The following is a 17,082-nucleotide window of genomic DNA, read 5'->3' as shown; positions in this document are numbered from 1 at the left end:
TTTTTTCATTGTGTTGACCACAACCAATATAAGGATACATGCCAATGGCCGGTGTTGGATTACTTGCCCTGCTCGATGACATCACCGCGTTGCTCGACGACGTCGCGGTATACTCGAAACTGGCGGCGAAAAAGACCGCCGGCGTGCTCGGCGACGACCTCGCACTCAACGCGCAGCAGGTCGGTGGGGTGCGTGCCGAACGCGAGCTGCCGGTGGTGTGGGCCGTGGCCAGGGGTTCGCTGGTCAACAAGCTGATCCTGGTGCCGGCGGCGCTGCTGATCAGCGCCTTTCTGCCCTGGCTGATCACGCCGCTGTTGATGGTCGGCGGACTCTATCTATGTTACGAGGGGGTCGAGAAGATCGCCCACCGCTGGCTGCACGCGCCCGAGGCGGACGCCGCCCACCACCAGGCGCTGGTGGTGGCGGCAAGCGAAACCCGCGCCGATGTGCTGGCGGTGGAAAAGGCGCAAATCAGGGGCGCGATCCGCACCGATTTCATCCTCTCCGCCGAGATCGTTGTGATTGCGCTCGGCACCGCCCAGACGCTGGACATCCTGACCCGTACCCTGGTGGTCTCACTGATCGCGCTGCTGGCCACCGTCGGTGTCTACGGACTGGTCGCCGCCATCGTCAAACTCGACGACGCCGGGCTGGCGCTGGTCGAGGGCGCGGGCACGGACTTCCGGGGCGACATCCGCCGCGCGCTGGGGCGAGCTGTGCTCTACATCGCACCGCAGTTCATGCGCCTGGTGTCCGTGGTGGGCACGGCCGCCATGTTCCTGGTCGGCGGCGGCATCCTGGTCCACGGATGGCCGCTTCTGCATCATGCCCTCGAGGGTCTGACCCAGGGCATGGGGTCCGTGCCCGGGATGTTCACACCCTGGCTGTTCGATGCGGTGATCGGGCTGGCGGCCGGAGCCCTGGCCCTGGCGGCCATGCTGGGCCTGCGGCGCCTGCGACAGAGCATCGGCCTTCGCGAGGGATGAGGATGGCGGAAAATACCACCCCGATACCGGACAAGCCGGAATCTCCGCCCTGGCATGCCCTGCTGGTCGACGCGGTGGCGGCGCGGCTTGATGCCGATCCGGGCGACGGTCTATCGGACGCCGAGGTCCGGGAACGCCGCGCGCGTTACGGCGAAAACCGCCTGACCGAACCGCCCGGGCGCAGCCCCTGGCGGGTGTTCCTCGATCAGTTCAGGAGCCTGCTGATCCTGGTGTTGATCGTGGCAGCGGTGCTGGCCGGCACCATCGGCGATCTGAAGGACGCGCTGGTCATCCTGGCGGTGGTGATCTTCAACGCCCTGCTCGGCTTCCGTCAGGAGTACCGGGCCGAGCGCGCCATGGCCGCACTCACGAACATGCTGGCGCCCGAGGCGGAAGTGCGCCGCAACGGGCGCAGTGGGATGATCCCCGCCGGGGAGCTGGTGCCCGGGGATACCGTGCTGCTGGATGCCGGCGACAAGGTCCCGGCCGACGGCCGGCTGGTGGTCGCCCGCGGCCTGGAAGTGGATGAGTCCACCCTCACCGGGGAATCGACCCCCGCGGGCAAGGATACCGAGCCCTGCGCCGCCGCTACGCCACTGGCCGAGCGCCACAATATGGTCTACATGAACACGGTGGTGACCCGCGGGCGCGCCGAGCTGCTGGTCACCGCCACCGGCATGCGCACCGAGACGGGCCGGCTGGCCGGGATGCTCGCCAGCGGCGAAACCACCCCCACCCCGCTGCAGCTTCAGCTGGATAGCCTGGGCAAGCGCCTGGCCGCCATCGCCGGCGTGGTGGTGACCCTGATCCTGCTCGCCGGCCTGCTACGCGGCGAGCCCCTGGTCACGCTCATCCTGACTGCCATCGCGCTGGCGGTGGCGGCCATCCCCGAGGGGCTGCCGGCGGTGGTCACCATCACGCTGGCGCTGGGCATGCACCGCATGGCGCGACGGCACGCCATCGTCAAGCGCCTGGCGGCGGTGGAGACCCTGGGCTGCACCACGGTCATCTGTAGCGACAAGACCGGCACTCTGACCCTCAATCAGATGACCGCGCGCCGCCTCTGGACCGGGCAACAACACCTCGAGGTAAGCGGCCAGGGTTATGAGCCGGAGGGCGAGATTCGGGCGCTGGACACCGCCGACGCGCCCGAGTTGAGGCAGCTGCTGGAGACCGCCGCCCTGTGCAACGACAGCCAGCTGCGTGCCGAACAGGTGATCGGCGATCCTACCGAGGGCGCGCTGCTGGTGCTCGCCCGCAAGGGCGGCCTGGACGAAAGCGCGGCGCGCGAGCGACTGCCGCGCATCGCCGAGATCCCGTTCGACTCGTCGCACAAGTTCATGGCCACCTTTCACCATGACGGCGACAGGGTACAGGTGTATGTCAAAGGCGCGCCGGACATCCTGATCGGACGCTGCGCGCACCTGATCGGCCGGAACGGCGAGGCGCCACTGGATGACCCGCAGCACGCTGCCGTCGCCGCCGAGAACGAGGCGATGGCCGGACAGGGTCTGCGGGTGCTGGCGCTGGCCCACACCACCCTGCCGGGCCAGGCGTTCGACCCAGCCGGTGATTTGCCGGCTCATGTGCAAGGGCTCACCCTGCTGGGGCTGGTCGGCCTGCTGGACCCGCCCCGGCCGGAGGCGGCCGAGGCTATCGCCTTGTGCCGCCGCGCCGGCATCCAGGTCAAGATGATCACCGGCGATCACAAGGTCACCGCTGGCGCCATCGCCGGTGGCCTGGGACTGGAGGGCGACACCCTCACCGGTGCCGAGCTGGACGATCTGGACGACGCCCGGCTCGCCGAGCGCCTCGAGCGGACTACGGTGTTCGCCCGGGTCGCCCCGGAGCACAAGGTACGCCTGGTGCAGGCCCTGCAGCGCCGGGGACATGTGGTGGCCATGACCGGCGACGGCGTCAACGACGCCCCGGCCCTCAAGCGCGCCGACATTGGTGTGGCCATGGGCGTCACCGGCACCGATGTCACCCGCGAGGCCGCCACCATGGTGCTCACCGACGACAACTTCGCCACCATCGTGCATGCCGTCGAGGAGGGCCGCGCCATCTACGACAACATCGTCAAGTTCGTGCGCTTTCAGCTCTCCACCAACATCGGCGCCATCCTGACCGTGAGCCTGGCGCCATTGCTGGGTCTGCCGCTGCCGTTCAACGCCATCCAGATCCTGTGGGTCAACATCATCATGGACGGCCCGCCGGCAATGGCCCTGGGCCTGGACCCGGCCCGTCCCGGCATCATGGACCAGCCACCGCGCGACCCGGATGCGCGCATCATGACCCTGCCGCGCCTGGCCAAGCTGCTGTTCTATGGCGTGATCATGACCGCGGGCACCCTGGGCGTGCTGCATTACGCCCTGCAAACCATGGCTCAAGAGCAGGCGCTGACCCTGGCCTTCACCACCTTTGTGCTGTTCCAGGTGTTCAATGTCTTCAACGCCCGCGCCGGTGCGGCCTCCATCTTCCGCGCCTATCTCTTCACCAACGGCAAGCTGTGGCTGGCGCTGGGTGGGGTGCTGACATTACAGGTGCTGGCGGTGCACTGGCCACCCGCCCAGGCGATTTTTCATACCGTCGCGCTCGACGCGCAGGACTGGCTGCTGGCCTCCGGCGTGGCCGCCTCCATCCTGGTCCTGAACGAAGCCCGTAAAGGGATCACCCGAATATGGCGGCCAACCGAGGCGGCCAACCGGACACCCAACCACTGATTCAGGCCGATAAGTACAGACAGGATCAAATGCCCATGATGAACGACAACGAGCAACAGGCAACGCCGGTCACGTCGTCGGCCGAGCGCCAGCGCGCGCGTGCCAATCCCATCGGCATGCTGGCGGTGGGGCTGCTACTGGCGCTGCTGCTGAGCCTGAGCTACCTGGTTCTGCGGGATTTTCTCATCCCCCTGGTCTGGGGCACGGTGCTGGTGTACTCCAGCTGGCCCCTGTACCAGGGGCTGCGCATGCGCCTCGGTGGCCGCGACAATCTCGCCGCCGGGTTGATGACGCTATTGCTTACCACGGCGCTCGTAATCCCCCTGCTGGTGATTACCGCGATGCTGGGCGATGAACTGGCGGGCGCCTACCGGACGGTGCAAGCGCGACTGGACCAGGGTCCGCTCACCCTCCCCGCGTCGCTGGCCGAGATACCCTGGTTGGGCAATCAGCTCACGGCGCTGCTGGAGCGCCTTGCCGGCGACCCGACCACCATCCGCGACTGGCTAACCGCACAGGGTTCCCCATGGCTGGAGGAGGCGCGCGGGATACTCGGCGCGATCGGGCGCAATGTCTTCAAGCTCGGTATCACCTTGCTGGCGCTGTTCTTTCTGTTTCGCGACGGCGAGCGCATCCTGTCGGAGAGCCAACGGGTGCTGCGGCGGTTCCTGGGCGTGCGGGTTGAGGGCTATTGGCGCGCGGTGACGGCCACCACCCGGGGCGTGGTGTATGGCCTGGTCCTGACCGCCCTCGCCCAGGGCGCGCTGGCCGGACTCGGCTATTGGGTGGCGGGGCTGGACACGCCCGCGTTGCTGGGCGCGCTGACGGCCCTGCTGGCCCTGGTCCCGTTCGGCGCGCCGCTGGTCTGGGGCGCGGCCGGACTGTGGTTGCTGGCGACGGGCGAGCTCTGGGCAGGTATCGGCCTACTGCTGTGGGGCGCCCTGATCGTCAGCATGATCGATAACGTGATCCGGCCGCTGGCCATCAGCAGCGCGGCGCGGGTGCCGTTCTTCCTGGTACTGCTCGGCGTATTCGGAGGCCTGCGCGCCTTCGGACTGGTCGGCCTGTTCCTCGGCCCCATCGTATTGACCGTCATGCTGGCGGTTTGGCGCGAATGGCTGGAAGAACGGCTACAGGCCGCCGAGCCCGGCAAGACGGGTGACCTGGATCAGGAGGGGGAAACCACAACCGATTGACGCCGCGCCTCACGTCAGGCACTGCGACTCAGTATCCGTTCCGCGATGACATAACCCGAATTGAGCTCGCTGCAGTTTCGTTTGCGCATGATGGCCGCGCGTTCTGCAACATGCACGAGACGTCTGTAAACGGCGACCGAGCCCGGTTTATGTCTACGTGGTTGAGGGTGAGCTTGCTCTTGATGTCGGCGACAAAACCAGGTCGATCAAGGCAGCTGAAGCGGTTGCGGAACCGTTGGACACGCGGATGAGTGCTCTGAATACGACGGACAAGCCGGCCCGAGCCGTAGTGTTCCAGATAAGCCCGACGGAGAAGTAGTTCCCGGAAGAGGAAAAAAAGGAGCAGTTTGCCGCGCCAGAAGTTCCAGCTGCGAACCGGCTCCATCGCAAGCGGCCAGGCACCCGGACTGGAGCCCGGCGCTGATCTGGACTACTGCACTGGCCGCGGCGCTGTTGTTCTTTGCATCCGTGCTGGTACACGGGCTGGTCAATGCGCTGATGGGACGGCACGCCGCGTGACCGGGAAAAACCGTTTCCTATTCCCGGCACACCGCCGGGGCCAACGCATACCACCGCCCCGTCAGGCCCCGGTCGCGCAGCACGTCGTCGTTGGTCTGCCGGCAGCCGTGCAGCGCCATGACGAGCGGGGCGGGTGCGGCGAGGTCTTCCGGGACGTACACCTTGTACTGGCGGTCGCGCGAACCGGGATAGGACCCTGCGTATAAGCTGAAGGTGTGGATAGTGCCCGCGATCGTGCTGGTGCAGAGAAGCACCAGCAATGGCGCGATGACGAGCCTTGCGAGTCTGCCCGCCCATTTTATGCCGCTATCCTCCCTGTCGGTGTGCGGCACCTGGCATTCAGGATAGGCCAGGCGGCGCGCATTCGCTGCATTCAGTCCTGCTCCCGGTCGGGGTAACCTCGCGCTCTCTCAAACCACCGGCTATATCGGCCCTGCGAGGCAGACAAAAAATTACCGGGCGGGGCCCGGTGCAAGGTTGACACAAAATCGTCAGGTGGAGAATCGACAGGACCATCAATCGCTGACCGGGGTCTCCTTGATCGCCGCGTTCATCCGCCGGCGTAGCAGGGGGCCAACCAGGCAGGGCAACGCCAATCCCAGGCCGGCCACCAGCCAGAGCCCCATGGCCAGGGGGCTGGCCCAGAGGATGCTCCAGTCGCCGTCGGACAGTATCAGGGCATGCCCCAGGTTCTTCTCCATCTCCGGCCCCAACAACAGGCCCAGGATAACCGGCACCAACGGAATCTCCAGCTTGCGCAGGAAATAGCCGGCCACCCCAAAGGCCACCATGAAGTAGAGATCAAACGCACTGTGGCTGATGGAGTAGATACCCACGAACGCCACCATGGTCACGATCGGCAGCAGGTACATGGGGGGCACCGACAGCAGCCTCACGAAGAAGCCCACCAGCGGAATGTTCAGCACCAGCAACAGCACGTTGCCGATCAGCAGCGCCGCGATCACACCCCAGACGATGTCGGCATTCTGAGTGAACATCAGCGGCCCCGGAGTGATGTTCAGGGAGATCAGCATAGCCAACAGCACCGCCGTGGTACCGCTACCCGGTACACCGAGGGTCAACATGGGCACCAGGGCACCGGAGGAAGCACCGTTGTTGCCGGCCTCCGGCGCCGCTACGCCACGGATATCCCCTTCACCAAACGTGCCCTTCCTGCCCACGATCTGCTTCTCCAGGGTGTAGCTGAGAAAGCTGCCCAGGGAGGCACCGGCTCCCGGCAGTACACCGGCGATAAAGCCCAGGACTCCGCCCCGCAGTTGGGTTGGGATGGTAGACACCAGCTCCTTGAAGGTTAGGGTCAGCTTGCCCACGTTGATCTTCCTGTGCCCTTCGCCGACGCGGATTTCCACAAAGAACAGCAGTTCGGAGATGGCGAACAGACCGACGATGGCAAGTATGAAGTCGATCCCCTCGTACAGCTCCAGTACCCCGAATGTATAGCGCTGGGTGCCGGTGGAGATATCAATACCCACGGTGGAGATCATGATGCCTAGGGTGGCCGCAATCACCGTCTTCATCGGGTTCTTGCCGGTAATCCCGCCCAGGGTCGCGAACGCCAGCAGGAACAGCGCGAAATACTCCGCCGGACCAAAGGTCAGTGCGAACCGGGCCAGCACCGGCGCCAGCATGATCAGGCCGATGGTACCGATCAGGCCGCCGGTAAAGGAGGCAACCGCCGACACCGCCAGGGCGTCCGCCGCCCGCCCCTTGCGGGCCATGGGATAGCCGTCCAGGCAGGTCATCATCGCCGGTTCATCACCGGGAATGTTGAGCAGGATGGAGGAGATCCGCCCACCGTACATGGCCCCGGCATACACCGACGTCAGCAGGATCATGGCGGTTTCCGGCGGCAGCCCGAGGGTAAACGCCAGCGGAATCAGGATCGCCACGCCATTGGCGGGCCCCAGCCCCGGCAGACAGCCGATCAGGGTACCCACGATGGCTCCAAACAGGGCAAACATCAGGTTGTACGGCGTTAGCGCCACCGCAAACCCGTCCATCAGAAAGCCAAGAGTTTCCATCAGCTCACCTCCAGCAGGCCCGCCGGCAGGCTCAGGTCCAGGCCGTAGTTGAACAGTACAAACACCACCACGGCGCTGACCAGTCCGGTCAGAAAGGCCCGTACCGGCCGCGCCCCCATGCGCCAGCTCAGGGTGCCGACAGCGAGGGTGGTGGCAATGACAAAGCCCAGGGGCTCCAGCAGCATGGCATAGATCACCAGCACCACCAGGGAGATGAGCAGTTCCAGGGCGGTCTTGCCCAGCGGCCACTGGGCGTCCGGATCCGGCTTGACCATCAGGTAGAGGCTGCCGGCCACCAGCACCACCGAGAGAATGGTGGGAAAGGTTTCCGGGCCGACGCCCTCCGCGCCGCCAAACGGCTCGGGCCACTGTTGGGCAGTCCAGCCATAGGCCACGGCGAGGACCAGGAGACCCAGGCCGAGGATGCGATCGCCCAGGCCGCTCATTTCAGCAGACCTATTTCACGGGAGAGGGTTTCGATCTCCTGCACCTGCTTGCGGACGAAGCCGTCAAACTCGTCCGCCGGCGGGTGGAACGGGATCAGGCCGTTGCTTGCCATGACCTTTTTCCACGCGTCGCTGGTATACAGCGTGTCCACTGCCTTGACCCAGTAGTCCTTGGCCTCTTCGGAGGCGCCCTTGGGCATGTAGAATCCGCGCCAGTTCGGGCTCACCGCATCGATACCCTGCTCCTTGGCGGTGGCAATATCACTGAACTTGCCGGGTAGCCGCTCGTCAGCCAGCACCGCCAGGACCCGCAGGTCACCGGACTCCATAAAGCCGGTGGCTTCGGAGATATCTCCGGTAAAGGCATCCACCTGGCCACCGACCACCTGGGTCATGGCCTCACCGCCATTGTTGTAGGAGAGGTAAGGAATGGACGGCAACTGGTCGGCACCGGCCGCCTTGGCGGCAATCAACACCTTGAGGTGGTCCCAGCCACCACGGGCGCTGCCACCGGCGAACTTTACAGCCTTGGGATTTTCCTTTACCGCCGCCAGCAGTTGGTTCAGGTCCTGGTACCGGGAATCCTTGCCCACGGCGATGATGCCGTAGTCAGCCCCCAGGGCACCGACCCAGGTCACCATACCCGCATCCATGCCCGGGAACTGCTTTTGTGCCAGGCGGGTGGTGGTGGCCGTCGATGCCGCCACCAGCACCTTGTCATCCTTGGCGCGTTTACTGACGGTGTGGGCGAAGGCGACACCGCCACCGGCGCCCGCCATGTTGAGGGTCTGGACACTGCCGCTTACCAGCCCCAACTGTTGCATCACGTTACCGACGCTGCGACAGGTGAAATCCCAGCCACCGCCCGGATCGGCAGGGGCGATGCATTCGACTTTTCCGGAAGGTTGCCAGGCCATGGCGGAAAACGTTACGACAGACGCCGCCACGAAGGACAAGGTTTGTTTGAATAACATGATCGTCTCCTCTCAATTGTTTTGGTGGTCGCTCCTTGGGGCCTTTTGTTGGCAAAACCCTGGTCTGGTTCTTGACCGGATCGAAGATAGAAGCGACTCACTGACAGGGTAAAAGGAGATCATCGGCACCTGAAGTTTGTGGGCGTAATGCCTTTAAAGAAACTAAAGGACGTTTGGATCATAAAATTCACGGGCAAAAATCGTCCGGGTGCTTTAGTCTGATATCAAACGACAACAAAACCGGTTTACGAGATCCGTGTTCCGAAAAACCAAGCTCAAGACCCGGATGATCCTCACCCTCGGCCTCGTCAGCGCGCTGCAGACGATCCTGATTGGAGTGTTCGCCGGCTACTACCTCAGCAACTCGCTGTATGACCAGATTGGCCAGCGGGCCCTGATGGTAGCCAAGACCGTGGCGGCGGCCCCGGCGGTGATCTCGGGGGTGCACTCCCGGGACGTCAGCGGCCTCACTCGGCTCGCCCAGCGATTGGCGACCACCAACGAGGCGCTGTTTATCGTGATTGGCGATCACAACGCCATCCGTCTGGCCCACCCGGACCCGAACCGGCTCGGCCACTCCATGGCCGACGACGACGGCGATGATGGCCGCCAGGCCCTGGTGCACGGCCAGGCCTATGTAGCCAGGGCCATGGGCAGCCTCGGGGAATCCGTGCGTGGCAAGGCCCCGGTGGTGGTACCCGACAGCGGTGAGATCATCGGCATCGTCTCGGTGGGCTACGGTGTGGATCAGGTGGAGACCACCATCCAGCGCTACAATTTCGTGCTCTACGGTGTGGTGGGCCTGATGCTGCTGGTGAGCATCATCGCCGCTATCGTCATCGCGGGCCGTTTCAAGCGAGCCATCTTCGGCCTGGAACCCAGGGAAATCGCCCGCTTGTTCCAGGAGCGGGAGGCCACCTTGCAGTCCGTGCGCGAGGGCATCATCGCCATCAACCGGGAGGGTATCATCACCACCGTCAACCGCGCCGCCCTGGAGACCCTGGGGCTCGAGGCCGAGACAACCCTGGCCGGCAAACCACTGCTCGATATACTGCCGGAGAGCGACCTGCTCTCCGTACTGGACTCCGGCAAGCCGGATTTTGACCGGGAAGTGTGGCTGCGGGGCCGACATATGATCGTCAATCGCCTGCCGGTGCGCCAGGGGGACGAGATCACCGGCGTGGTGTCCAGCTTCCGCCTGCGCGACGAAGTGGACCAGGTCAGCCGTCAGCTCACCCGTATCCAGCAATACGCCGATACCCTGCGCAGCCAGACCCACGAGTATTCCAACAAGCTGCACACCATCGCCGGGCTGATCCAGATCGGCGCCACCGAAGAGGCGCTGGCCCTCATCGGCAGCGAAGTCAGCGACCACCAGGCGCTGATCCACCTGCTGTTGGAAGCCGTGCCAGACCCGGTCATCGCCGGCTGCCTGCTGGGCAAGTACAATCGCGCCCGGGAAATGGGCCTGCGCCTGGACATCGACCCGGATAGCCGGATGGCGGACATCCCCCCTGGCCTGCCCCGGGACCAACTGGTTAGCGTGCTGGGCAACCTGATCGACAATGCCCTGGAAGCCACCCGCCTGCACACCGGCGAGGGCGGACGCGTCCAGTTGTCCATGACCGACCTGGGCAATGAGCTAATCTTTGAGGTGGAGGACCAGGGCCCCGGCATATCGGAAGAGGCCCAGCAGAAGATCTTCGAGCGGGGCGTCAGCACCAAGCAGGGTGAGGAACACGGCATCGGCCTGCACCTGGTGCGCCAGTTCCTCAACCGCTGGGGCGGCTCCGTGACCGTGGAGAACCGGCCCGAGGGCGGCAGTCGTTTTACCCTGTACCTGCCCAAGACACCGGAAGCCAAGACCTTCAAAGCAAGCACTCCGGAAAAGAGGAATGCCCCTTGACCCCCATTCAACTGCTGATCATCGAAGATGACCGCAAGATTGCGGAGATCCAGCGTAGATTCGTGGAACGACTGGAGCATATCGAGCTTTGCGGTATTGCCCACACCCTGGCGGATGCCCGGGACCTGGTGGAGGTGATGGCGCCGGACCTGATCCTGCTCGACGTCCACTTCCCCGACGGCAACGGCCTGGACCTGCTGCGGGAGTTGCGGGCCCGGGACAGCAGCAGCGATGTCATCCTCATTACCGCCGCCAAGGAGGTGGATACCCTGCGCAGCGCCCTGCGGGGCGGCGTGTTCGACTACATCCTCAAACCCCTGGTGTTCGAACGCCTGCAGGAAGCCGTCAGCCGCTATCGTGACCACCTGGCACACCTGTCAGGCCTGAACCAACTGGCCCAGAAAGAAGTCGACGCCCTGCTGCCCCGGGGCTCGGCCGAAGAGTCCGCGAACCGGGATCAGCGCCTGCCCAAGGGCATTGACGCCCTGACCCTGGACAAGATCCGCGCGGTCGTGACCGCCGGCGGGCAGTGGAGCGCTGAGGAAGTGGGCGCCGCCATGGGCGCCTCCCGCACCACCGCCCGCCGCTACCTCGAGTATCTGGTAGGCACCGCGGAACTCTCCGCGGAGGTGACCTACGGCAGTGTCGGACGTCCCGAGCGGCGCTACTGTCTCAAGTGAAGAGATAAACCAATTTCCGCTGTGGTGCATGCCTCTGGCGTCCGGACGGGCGACGATCTCGGCGTTTACTGTTGGGCACAAACACGCCATGAAAGCGGGCGCAGAGTACCCGCAAAAAGCCGTGTTCCAACCGACCGCATTTGAGGTAATCTTCGAATTCGCGCCGGACATACCCAGGCAGTTCCCTGCCCTACGCCGCCAAATGGGCAGTGAATGCCGGGTAATACTTCTCGACGATCTTATATAGAAGGGTTTGCTCGGGCCCATGGCGCTGGTAACGACCAGCATCTCTATCCCGAGCGGTCATCCTTGCCGCCGCCTGGGGCATGATCCGCGTCCTTGGATACTACGTTTTTATACAGTCTATCGCTCAACTGCGGAATCTTGAAGCCTCAGCTGTGATGCCAGCCAGTGCCAGATATTACCTGCCAGTGCCGGTCACTCCCACTCGATTGTAAACAGGCAATTTTTACCATTTAAAATCAATGGCCTAAATATTGAGGTAGTGACAATACCATGAAAAATACCATGTCCAGTAATTGTTGCTGATTATCATCCAAAAATCCCAACTCCCGAAGAAGATCATTTCTTCATCAGACCTTGCACAGCCGGATTAACGGTCGTTAACTCATAGCGCGTGGTTCTACCACCACCTGGTAACGGGATGATAATACCCTTGGTAACCAGGTCAGAAAGATCACGGCTGGCTGTGCGATTGGGGCACTTGGTGATAGCTTCATATTTCTTGGTCGTTATTCCGCCTTCAAAGCCCTTTCGACCTTCAGCGAACACTCGCGACACCATCCTGGCCTGCCGGTCGTTCAACTGGTCGCCGTAGGCTTCGTAGAAACGTGTCTTGGCCAGTACAAAATCCACTTCTTCCCTGGCAATTTCCTGTGCCTTGATGACCTTATTTGCAAAGAAATCAAGCCAGTCATTAACATCCAGGCTTCCACGGCTCGCTTTCTCCAGTTGTAGATAATAAGATTTTTTGTCTCCCTCTATCGCCGTGGCAAGACAAGCCGTGGTCGGATAGCCGAGAGACTGCGAAAGCGCATGGTCAGCAATCGCCCTACCGACTCGCCCATTCCCATCATCGAAGGGATGAATCACCTCGAACCAAAGATGGGCAGTCCCTGCTCGGGCAATCCCGGGCATCTTCTTGCCTCCATACAAAGAGCTGGTCTGGTTGTACCAGTCGATGAACCTCGCCATTTCGTCAGGCACCTGAGTTGCTGGCGGGGCTTCATAGTGAACCTTTTCCCGACCGTAAGGCCCGCTCACTATTTGCATTGGCGAAGGATCGTTGCGGTATGCACCTCGCAGAATAGGCGTGTAGCGCTGTTCCGGGACAGCCATGGATTGCCACTTGCCCAGAAGATCATGTGTCAGGGGTGTTTGCCAGTTCTTACGAACGTCCACCAGCAGCATCGCGGCCCCCGCCGCTTTCTGGTCTGAGTTATCCGGTAGCGTATCCGATGTAATTAAAGAGAGTAGAGATGACCTGACCGATTCTCTATCCAGATCCTCGCCCTCAATGGCGCTGGTTGTGATGGCTTCTGAAAGCATCAAATCGATCGTGGCATCCTCTTGGGACGCCATTGGCAGTGCCTCAAAGCGGCCGGCTAGACGCTCTGAGTTTATGCGAAATTCAAGTTCCCGATCATCGAGCGCGTGATTGTCAAAGCGAAAACTTGGCCAGTCTGGCTGTTGCCATATCCATTTCATGCGGCACATCCTTGTGCCGCACCCTGCCGGGCGGCCTTCGGCCGTGCAAACTGTTGATCCTGCCACTTTGTCATGGCGCGATTCTAGCGCTTTTTCACGCCATATTATAGGTTATTATTGGCGTGATTATGGGCCATAATCACGCCACACCCGTTCGAGAAGAGAAATCTGAACGCCATCAATACCATGAAAGCACCAATTCGCCTCTCATGGTATCGCTGTTTTCTAATTTCAATACGCGGCAAATACCATGAAAAATACCATTTATGATGCAGATTATATTGTTGATTAGAGTTGTTTTATTATTGTATTTCAATGTGTTACGAATTCTGCCTACTCCCACTCAATTGTAAATTGGACTTTTAACATCTTATTTTTCAATTAGTTAAAAAAACCGACTTTGTAAATACCATGAAAAATACCATGCTCAAAAACTCCTTCAAAAAGTCGCGTTTTCCACAAATTCCCAAGGGTTCGACCAAATATCCTCAACTTCCGCACCAGCGGCGGGAAGCCGCTATCCATTCCGCCCCTTCTGGCAGCGGAGTCGGTATCGGCAGATCAAGAATCGGAATTGCCTGGGCAGTGTTTCCGAGCATGCAGATAGCGACTATTTGATCACTTTCAGTGAGGTCGACCCCAGTCACTACCTGTCCAAGCACCCGGGTCGTGAATGGAACGACAAGATTGTCTTCAATCAAAGTGAAGAATTCACTGACCTGTTCCGATTCGTTGTAGGCATCGGCGGTCGCCACTTCTATGAGTTTATCCAGCATTTCACGGTAAACTTCGCTGCCTTTTTCGGCTTTACTTCCTTCATTGCGACTTCTGCCAGAGACCCGCCTCAACGAGGCGCCGAACCAGGGCACCACGTTTTCCATGCCGGGACATAAACTTAGCCAATCTTCGGTCGAAGTCGGCTCGGGTCGCGCACAACGCGTAGGCATCCGACAGATCGACGAGTGAGCGCTTGACCTCGTCGTAGGTAGAAGCAATGCCACGTTCAGCACGTTTGTCGGCATTCCGCCAGCATCGATTGAAGTCGTCAGCCAGTGTACGCAAGTAGGTTTCTCGTTTGGCCTGCCGTTCGATCTCGGCCTTTTTACGTTGTATAGCTGCCTGCTTCTTTCTCGCTTCGGCAGCGGATGCAGCCAGCTTATGCAGATCGGCGACCTTGCGTCGCGGCGTTGCAGGCTTTGCACCTGACGGCTGATCTCGCCTCCAGGCCAGGAACTGCCGTTTCAGTTTACGCTCGGCCTGTTGCGCATGCCCGGTCAACAACCATTTAAGCATCGCATTTTTCTCTGCTGTAGGAAGTGCAGCAATCCAGATATCCAGTTCCGCATCGCCCTCGCTGTCGTGCTTGGAACCAGGCGGATCAACGAGCCCGGCAGCGGACAGTAGATCCTCATCGATTTCCAGGAATTCCACCAGCGATTGCTGGGCAGCGCTCAATCGGGAAAGTCCGGGCGGAGGTTGGGGTTCGGCGCTCTTTTCACTGACTTCACCAGCGCTAACTCCGGCGAGCCAACCAAGATACAGCGGGCGCATATCGCCCCGCAGCAATTCGTCACGCAATGGCGCCAGCCTGCCCATCCAGCCTCGCCCATCCTCTTGGGCAAAGCGTTCGTAGTTCGCACTCTCGTCCAGCACCCATTCAAGCAGCCAGTGTGTCCTGGTCTGCTTAACCGAAAAAGTGGTTTCGGTTTTGAAAGCACGGAAGATCCCTGCATCAAAAACACTTTTCGGCAGGCGCAGGCAGAGAACGCACGTGCACCAGTTTGCCACATAAACGTGGGCATCAAAGTAACGCCGCATCCAGTCAACCGGATTAGCCTTGAGATCGCCCCACTGATAAACATTGACGAAACTGGTCGGTGTGATGTTAGCGCGAGACGAACACGCGCGCAGTTCGGCCATCTGCTTCGGGGTCAGTGGCTCATCAATGGCAATAAACTCGTAGTATTGGTATTCACTCATCGCGATTCACTTTTTTGCGAAGCGAAGTCGCTCCATAAGCCCTGCCAATGAAATAACTTTTATATCACTACCCACAGGAAACTCACCCTCGCCACCATAAAGGATGTACTTATGCATTGCGCCAACATCATCACAAGTCTGGCTATAATGCTTGCCAATTTTGGGGGCAACCCCATACTTAATCTCGACGGCCCAAATTTCAGACGAGGGCATCTTGATCACCAGATCGATCTCTGCTCCAGCCGCTGTCCGGTAAAAGTAGGTTTCTGCACGACCAGGCAGGATCGAGTGAATATTCTCGATCACGAACCCTTCCCAGCTTTTGCCCAACACCGGATTAGACAGAAGCGCATCATAATCACTGATTCCCAGCAACCTATGCAAAATGCCGCTATCGCGCACGTAAAAACGGGGAGATTTAACTAACCGTTTCTTGACGTTTGTATGCCAGGGTTCAAGGCGCCTGACCAACAAAAGATCCGTCAGAATATCAATGTAGTGCGTTACCGTTTTGGCATCGACTTCCAGGTTTGCGGCAAGCTTGGAATAGTTCACGGTTTCACCCTGAAGATGTGCCAACATCGTCCACAGCCGACGTAACCTTGTTGCGGGAACGCGAAAACCCATTTGCGGAGTATCGCGCTCAAGATAGGTACGAATCAGATTTTCCAGCCAGTCCATGGCCAGATCATCATCTACAGCGAGATAGCTGTCAGGAAATCCACCCCGCAGCCACAGGGTCTGCTTTTCCTGTTGGTAACCATCAACTTCAACCAGGCTCAGGCCGCTCATCTCGAGATAACTGATCCGGCCGGCGAGACTTTCGGAAGACTGGCGCATCAAATCCATTGATGCTGACCCAAGCAGTAAAAACTGACCTGACCTGCGACCCCGCTCCCGATTTTTATCGATCAGCCCCCGTAGCACAGGAAACAAGTCCGGGGCTCTCTGGATTTCATCCAGGATAACCAGCTTGTCGGTGTGAGAACTTAAGAAACTACTGGGATCACTGAGCTTCAGCAAATCCTCGGGGGCTTCCAAATCGAGGTAAATCGAGTCGATATTTTTAGCAATGGTTTTTGCCAGCGTTGTCTTGCCGACTTGGCGTGCACCCAGCAGTGCGACCGCGGGCACGTGTGCGATGGTTGCTTGAAGCTTTTCGGTCACTTGACGATCAATCATACCTTGCATTATAGGAATATATGTCCGTATTTACAAGGTTTAAGAATGATCGATTGATATTCCTGTACTGTTAATGCCAAACATTGGCAAATATTGACTGCCACAAGCCTGATATGGCCGAAAGCGGACCGGGGTCTTGCTTAAACAAGTAATGCTCAGTGCGGCTGATACCATGACAGTACCAATTCGCCTCTCATGGTATCGATGTTATCTGCCTAACTACACGCAATAAATACCATGAAAAATACCATGCTCAGAAATTCCTTCAAAAAACTTCATTTTTTCCACAAATCCGTAAGTACAGAATGTCTCATTCGAACACTATTTCAAGAGGATATACAGGTTGTTGATGTTAGCCAAATCAGCGTATGAGTAAAAAAGCTATTGCTGAAGTCCCATTTTGGGACTAGTATGTCTGATACATGCGAATCATCGCACTGTCGACGCTGAAAGCCTTCTGGGAAGAGAACCCGGAATATCAGGATGCCAGGGAGCCAACATTGGCCTGGCACCGTCATGCCTTGCATGCCGACTGGAGTTCACCTGCCGAAGTAAAGCAGGACTTCGGAAATGCCAGCATCCTTAAAGATGGACGCGTGGTATTCAATATTGCGGGGAACAAGTATCGACTTGTCGTATGGATCAACTACGCCCACAGGGTCGTATACGTCCGCTTTATTGGCACCCATGAGCAATACGACAAGATTGATGTGCAAACCA

14 protein-coding genes are annotated in these 17,082 nt (G+C 60.3%); 6 read left to right on the top strand and 8 right to left on the bottom strand.

The window, feature by feature from the left end:
- The first annotated feature begins 44 nt into the window (after positions 1 to 44).
- From NPX02_RS19935 to NPX02_RS19925, 3 genes are read left to right on the top strand one after another with little or no spacing between them, the layout of a single operon-like run.
- On the top strand, positions 45 to 986 hold the full coding sequence (locus NPX02_RS19935) for a DUF808 domain-containing protein (RefSeq protein ID WP_260295788.1): 942 nt from the start codon (positions 45 to 47) through the stop codon (positions 984 to 986).
- 2 nt (positions 987 to 988) lie between these two features.
- Positions 989 to 3,709 (top strand): calcium-transporting P-type ATPase, PMR1-type, encoded by a 2,721-nt coding sequence (locus NPX02_RS19930; RefSeq protein ID WP_260295787.1) that lies wholly within the window; start codon positions 989 to 991, stop codon positions 3,707 to 3,709.
- A 35-nt stretch (positions 3,710 to 3,744) separates the two neighbouring features.
- A complete protein-coding gene (locus NPX02_RS19925) occupies positions 3,745 to 4,905 on the top strand; it encodes an AI-2E family transporter (RefSeq protein ID WP_260295786.1) in 1,161 nt (386 codons plus the stop codon).
- 536 nt (positions 4,906 to 5,441) lie between these two features.
- On the opposite strand, the gene NPX02_RS19920 is transcribed toward NPX02_RS19925, so the two are convergent.
- The 4 genes from NPX02_RS19920 to NPX02_RS19905 all read right to left on the bottom strand — a co-directional run bounded on the left by NPX02_RS19920 (position 5,442) and on the right by NPX02_RS19905 (position 8,886).
- Positions 5,442 to 5,756: an alpha/beta hydrolase family protein gene (locus tag NPX02_RS19920; protein WP_260295785.1), complete on the bottom strand. Its 315-nt coding sequence runs from the start codon at positions 5,754 to 5,756 to the stop codon at positions 5,442 to 5,444.
- Between the two features lie 183 nt (positions 5,757 to 5,939).
- A complete protein-coding gene (locus tag NPX02_RS19915; RefSeq protein ID WP_260295783.1) occupies positions 5,940 to 7,466 on the bottom strand; it encodes a tripartite tricarboxylate transporter permease in 1,527 nt (508 codons plus the stop codon).
- A complete protein-coding gene (locus NPX02_RS19910) occupies positions 7,466 to 7,912 on the bottom strand; it encodes a tripartite tricarboxylate transporter TctB family protein (protein WP_260295782.1) in 447 nt (148 codons plus the stop codon). Before NPX02_RS19910 ends, NPX02_RS19915 begins: the two co-directional genes overlap by 1 nt.
- On the bottom strand, positions 7,909 to 8,886 hold the full coding sequence (locus NPX02_RS19905; protein WP_260295781.1) for a Bug family tripartite tricarboxylate transporter substrate binding protein: 978 nt from the start codon (positions 8,884 to 8,886) through the stop codon (positions 7,909 to 7,911). Before NPX02_RS19905 ends, NPX02_RS19910 begins: the two co-directional genes overlap by 4 nt.
- A 256-nt stretch (positions 8,887 to 9,142) precedes the next feature.
- Between NPX02_RS19905 and NPX02_RS19900 the strand changes: the two genes are divergently transcribed.
- Both NPX02_RS19900 and NPX02_RS19895 read left to right on the top strand, forming a co-directional pair.
- A complete protein-coding gene (locus tag NPX02_RS19900) occupies positions 9,143 to 10,792 on the top strand; it encodes a sensor histidine kinase (RefSeq protein WP_335342611.1) in 1,650 nt (549 codons plus the stop codon).
- A complete protein-coding gene (locus NPX02_RS19895; protein WP_260295780.1) occupies positions 10,789 to 11,472 on the top strand; it encodes a response regulator in 684 nt (227 codons plus the stop codon). Before NPX02_RS19900 ends, NPX02_RS19895 begins: the two co-directional genes overlap by 4 nt.
- A 582-nt stretch (positions 11,473 to 12,054) precedes the next feature.
- Here the strand turns inward: NPX02_RS19895 and NPX02_RS19885 are convergent.
- From NPX02_RS19885 to NPX02_RS19870, 4 genes are all read right to left on the bottom strand, one after another.
- Complete coding sequence (locus NPX02_RS19885) at positions 12,055 to 13,200, bottom strand: Fic family protein (RefSeq protein ID WP_260295779.1); 1,146 nt, start codon at positions 13,198 to 13,200, stop codon at positions 12,055 to 12,057.
- Between the two features lie 488 nt (positions 13,201 to 13,688).
- Positions 13,689 to 13,976 carry a hypothetical protein gene (locus NPX02_RS19880; protein WP_260295777.1) on the bottom strand — a complete coding sequence of 96 codons (288 nt, stop codon included), beginning with the start codon at positions 13,974 to 13,976 and terminating at the stop codon, positions 13,689 to 13,691.
- 40 nt (positions 13,977 to 14,016) lie between these two features.
- The gene (locus NPX02_RS19875; RefSeq protein WP_260295776.1) at positions 14,017 to 15,180 is read right to left on the bottom strand and encodes a cell envelope integrity TolA family protein; all 1,164 of its coding nucleotides are present in this window, start codon (positions 15,178 to 15,180) and stop codon (positions 14,017 to 14,019) included.
- A 6-nt stretch (positions 15,181 to 15,186) separates the two neighbouring features.
- Entirely contained in the window at positions 15,187 to 16,362 is a 1,176-nt protein-coding gene (locus NPX02_RS19870; RefSeq protein ID WP_260295774.1) for an ATP-binding protein, read from the bottom strand.
- Between the two features lie 422 nt (positions 16,363 to 16,784).
- Here NPX02_RS19870 and NPX02_RS19865 point away from each other — a divergent pair.
- A partial coding sequence (locus NPX02_RS19865; protein WP_260295773.1) for a type II toxin-antitoxin system HigB family toxin occupies positions 16,785 to 17,082 on the top strand: 298 nt, incomplete at its 3' end.

The organism is Sedimenticola hydrogenitrophicus (assembly GCF_025175675.1).
Lineage (GTDB): Bacteria > Pseudomonadota > Gammaproteobacteria > Chromatiales > Chromatiaceae > Sedimenticola > Sedimenticola hydrogenitrophicus.
Note: the sequence above shows the minus strand (reverse complement) of the source record. Positions and strands in the feature narration are given on the sequence as shown.

What these genes read in the sequence shown, in the direction of transcription:
- NPX02_RS19935 (WP_260295788.1), top strand. Translation starts at nt 45, where the DNA reads ATGGCCGGTGTTGGATTACTTGCCCTGCTCGATGACATCACCGCGTTG.
- NPX02_RS19905 (WP_260295781.1), bottom strand. Translation starts at nt 8,886, where the DNA reads ATGTTATTCAAACAAACCTTGTCCTTCGTGGCGGCGTCTGTCGTAACG.
- NPX02_RS19925 (WP_260295786.1), top strand. Translation starts at nt 3,745, where the DNA reads ATGATGAACGACAACGAGCAACAGGCAACGCCGGTCACGTCGTCGGCC.
- NPX02_RS19915 (WP_260295783.1), bottom strand. Translation starts at nt 7,466, where the DNA reads ATGGAAACTCTTGGCTTTCTGATGGACGGGTTTGCGGTGGCGCTAACG.
- NPX02_RS19875 (WP_260295776.1), bottom strand. Translation starts at nt 15,180, where the DNA reads ATGAGTGAATACCAATACTACGAGTTTATTGCCATTGATGAGCCACTG.
- NPX02_RS19930 (WP_260295787.1), top strand. Translation starts at nt 989, where the DNA reads ATGGCGGAAAATACCACCCCGATACCGGACAAGCCGGAATCTCCGCCC.
- NPX02_RS19880 (WP_260295777.1), bottom strand. Translation starts at nt 13,976, where the DNA reads ATGCTGGATAAACTCATAGAAGTGGCGACCGCCGATGCCTACAACGAA.
- NPX02_RS19885 (WP_260295779.1), bottom strand. Translation starts at nt 13,200, where the DNA reads ATGAAATGGATATGGCAACAGCCAGACTGGCCAAGTTTTCGCTTTGAC.
- NPX02_RS19870 (WP_260295774.1), bottom strand. Translation starts at nt 16,362, where the DNA reads ATGATTGATCGTCAAGTGACCGAAAAGCTTCAAGCAACCATCGCACAC.
- NPX02_RS19910 (WP_260295782.1), bottom strand. Translation starts at nt 7,912, where the DNA reads ATGAGCGGCCTGGGCGATCGCATCCTCGGCCTGGGTCTCCTGGTCCTC.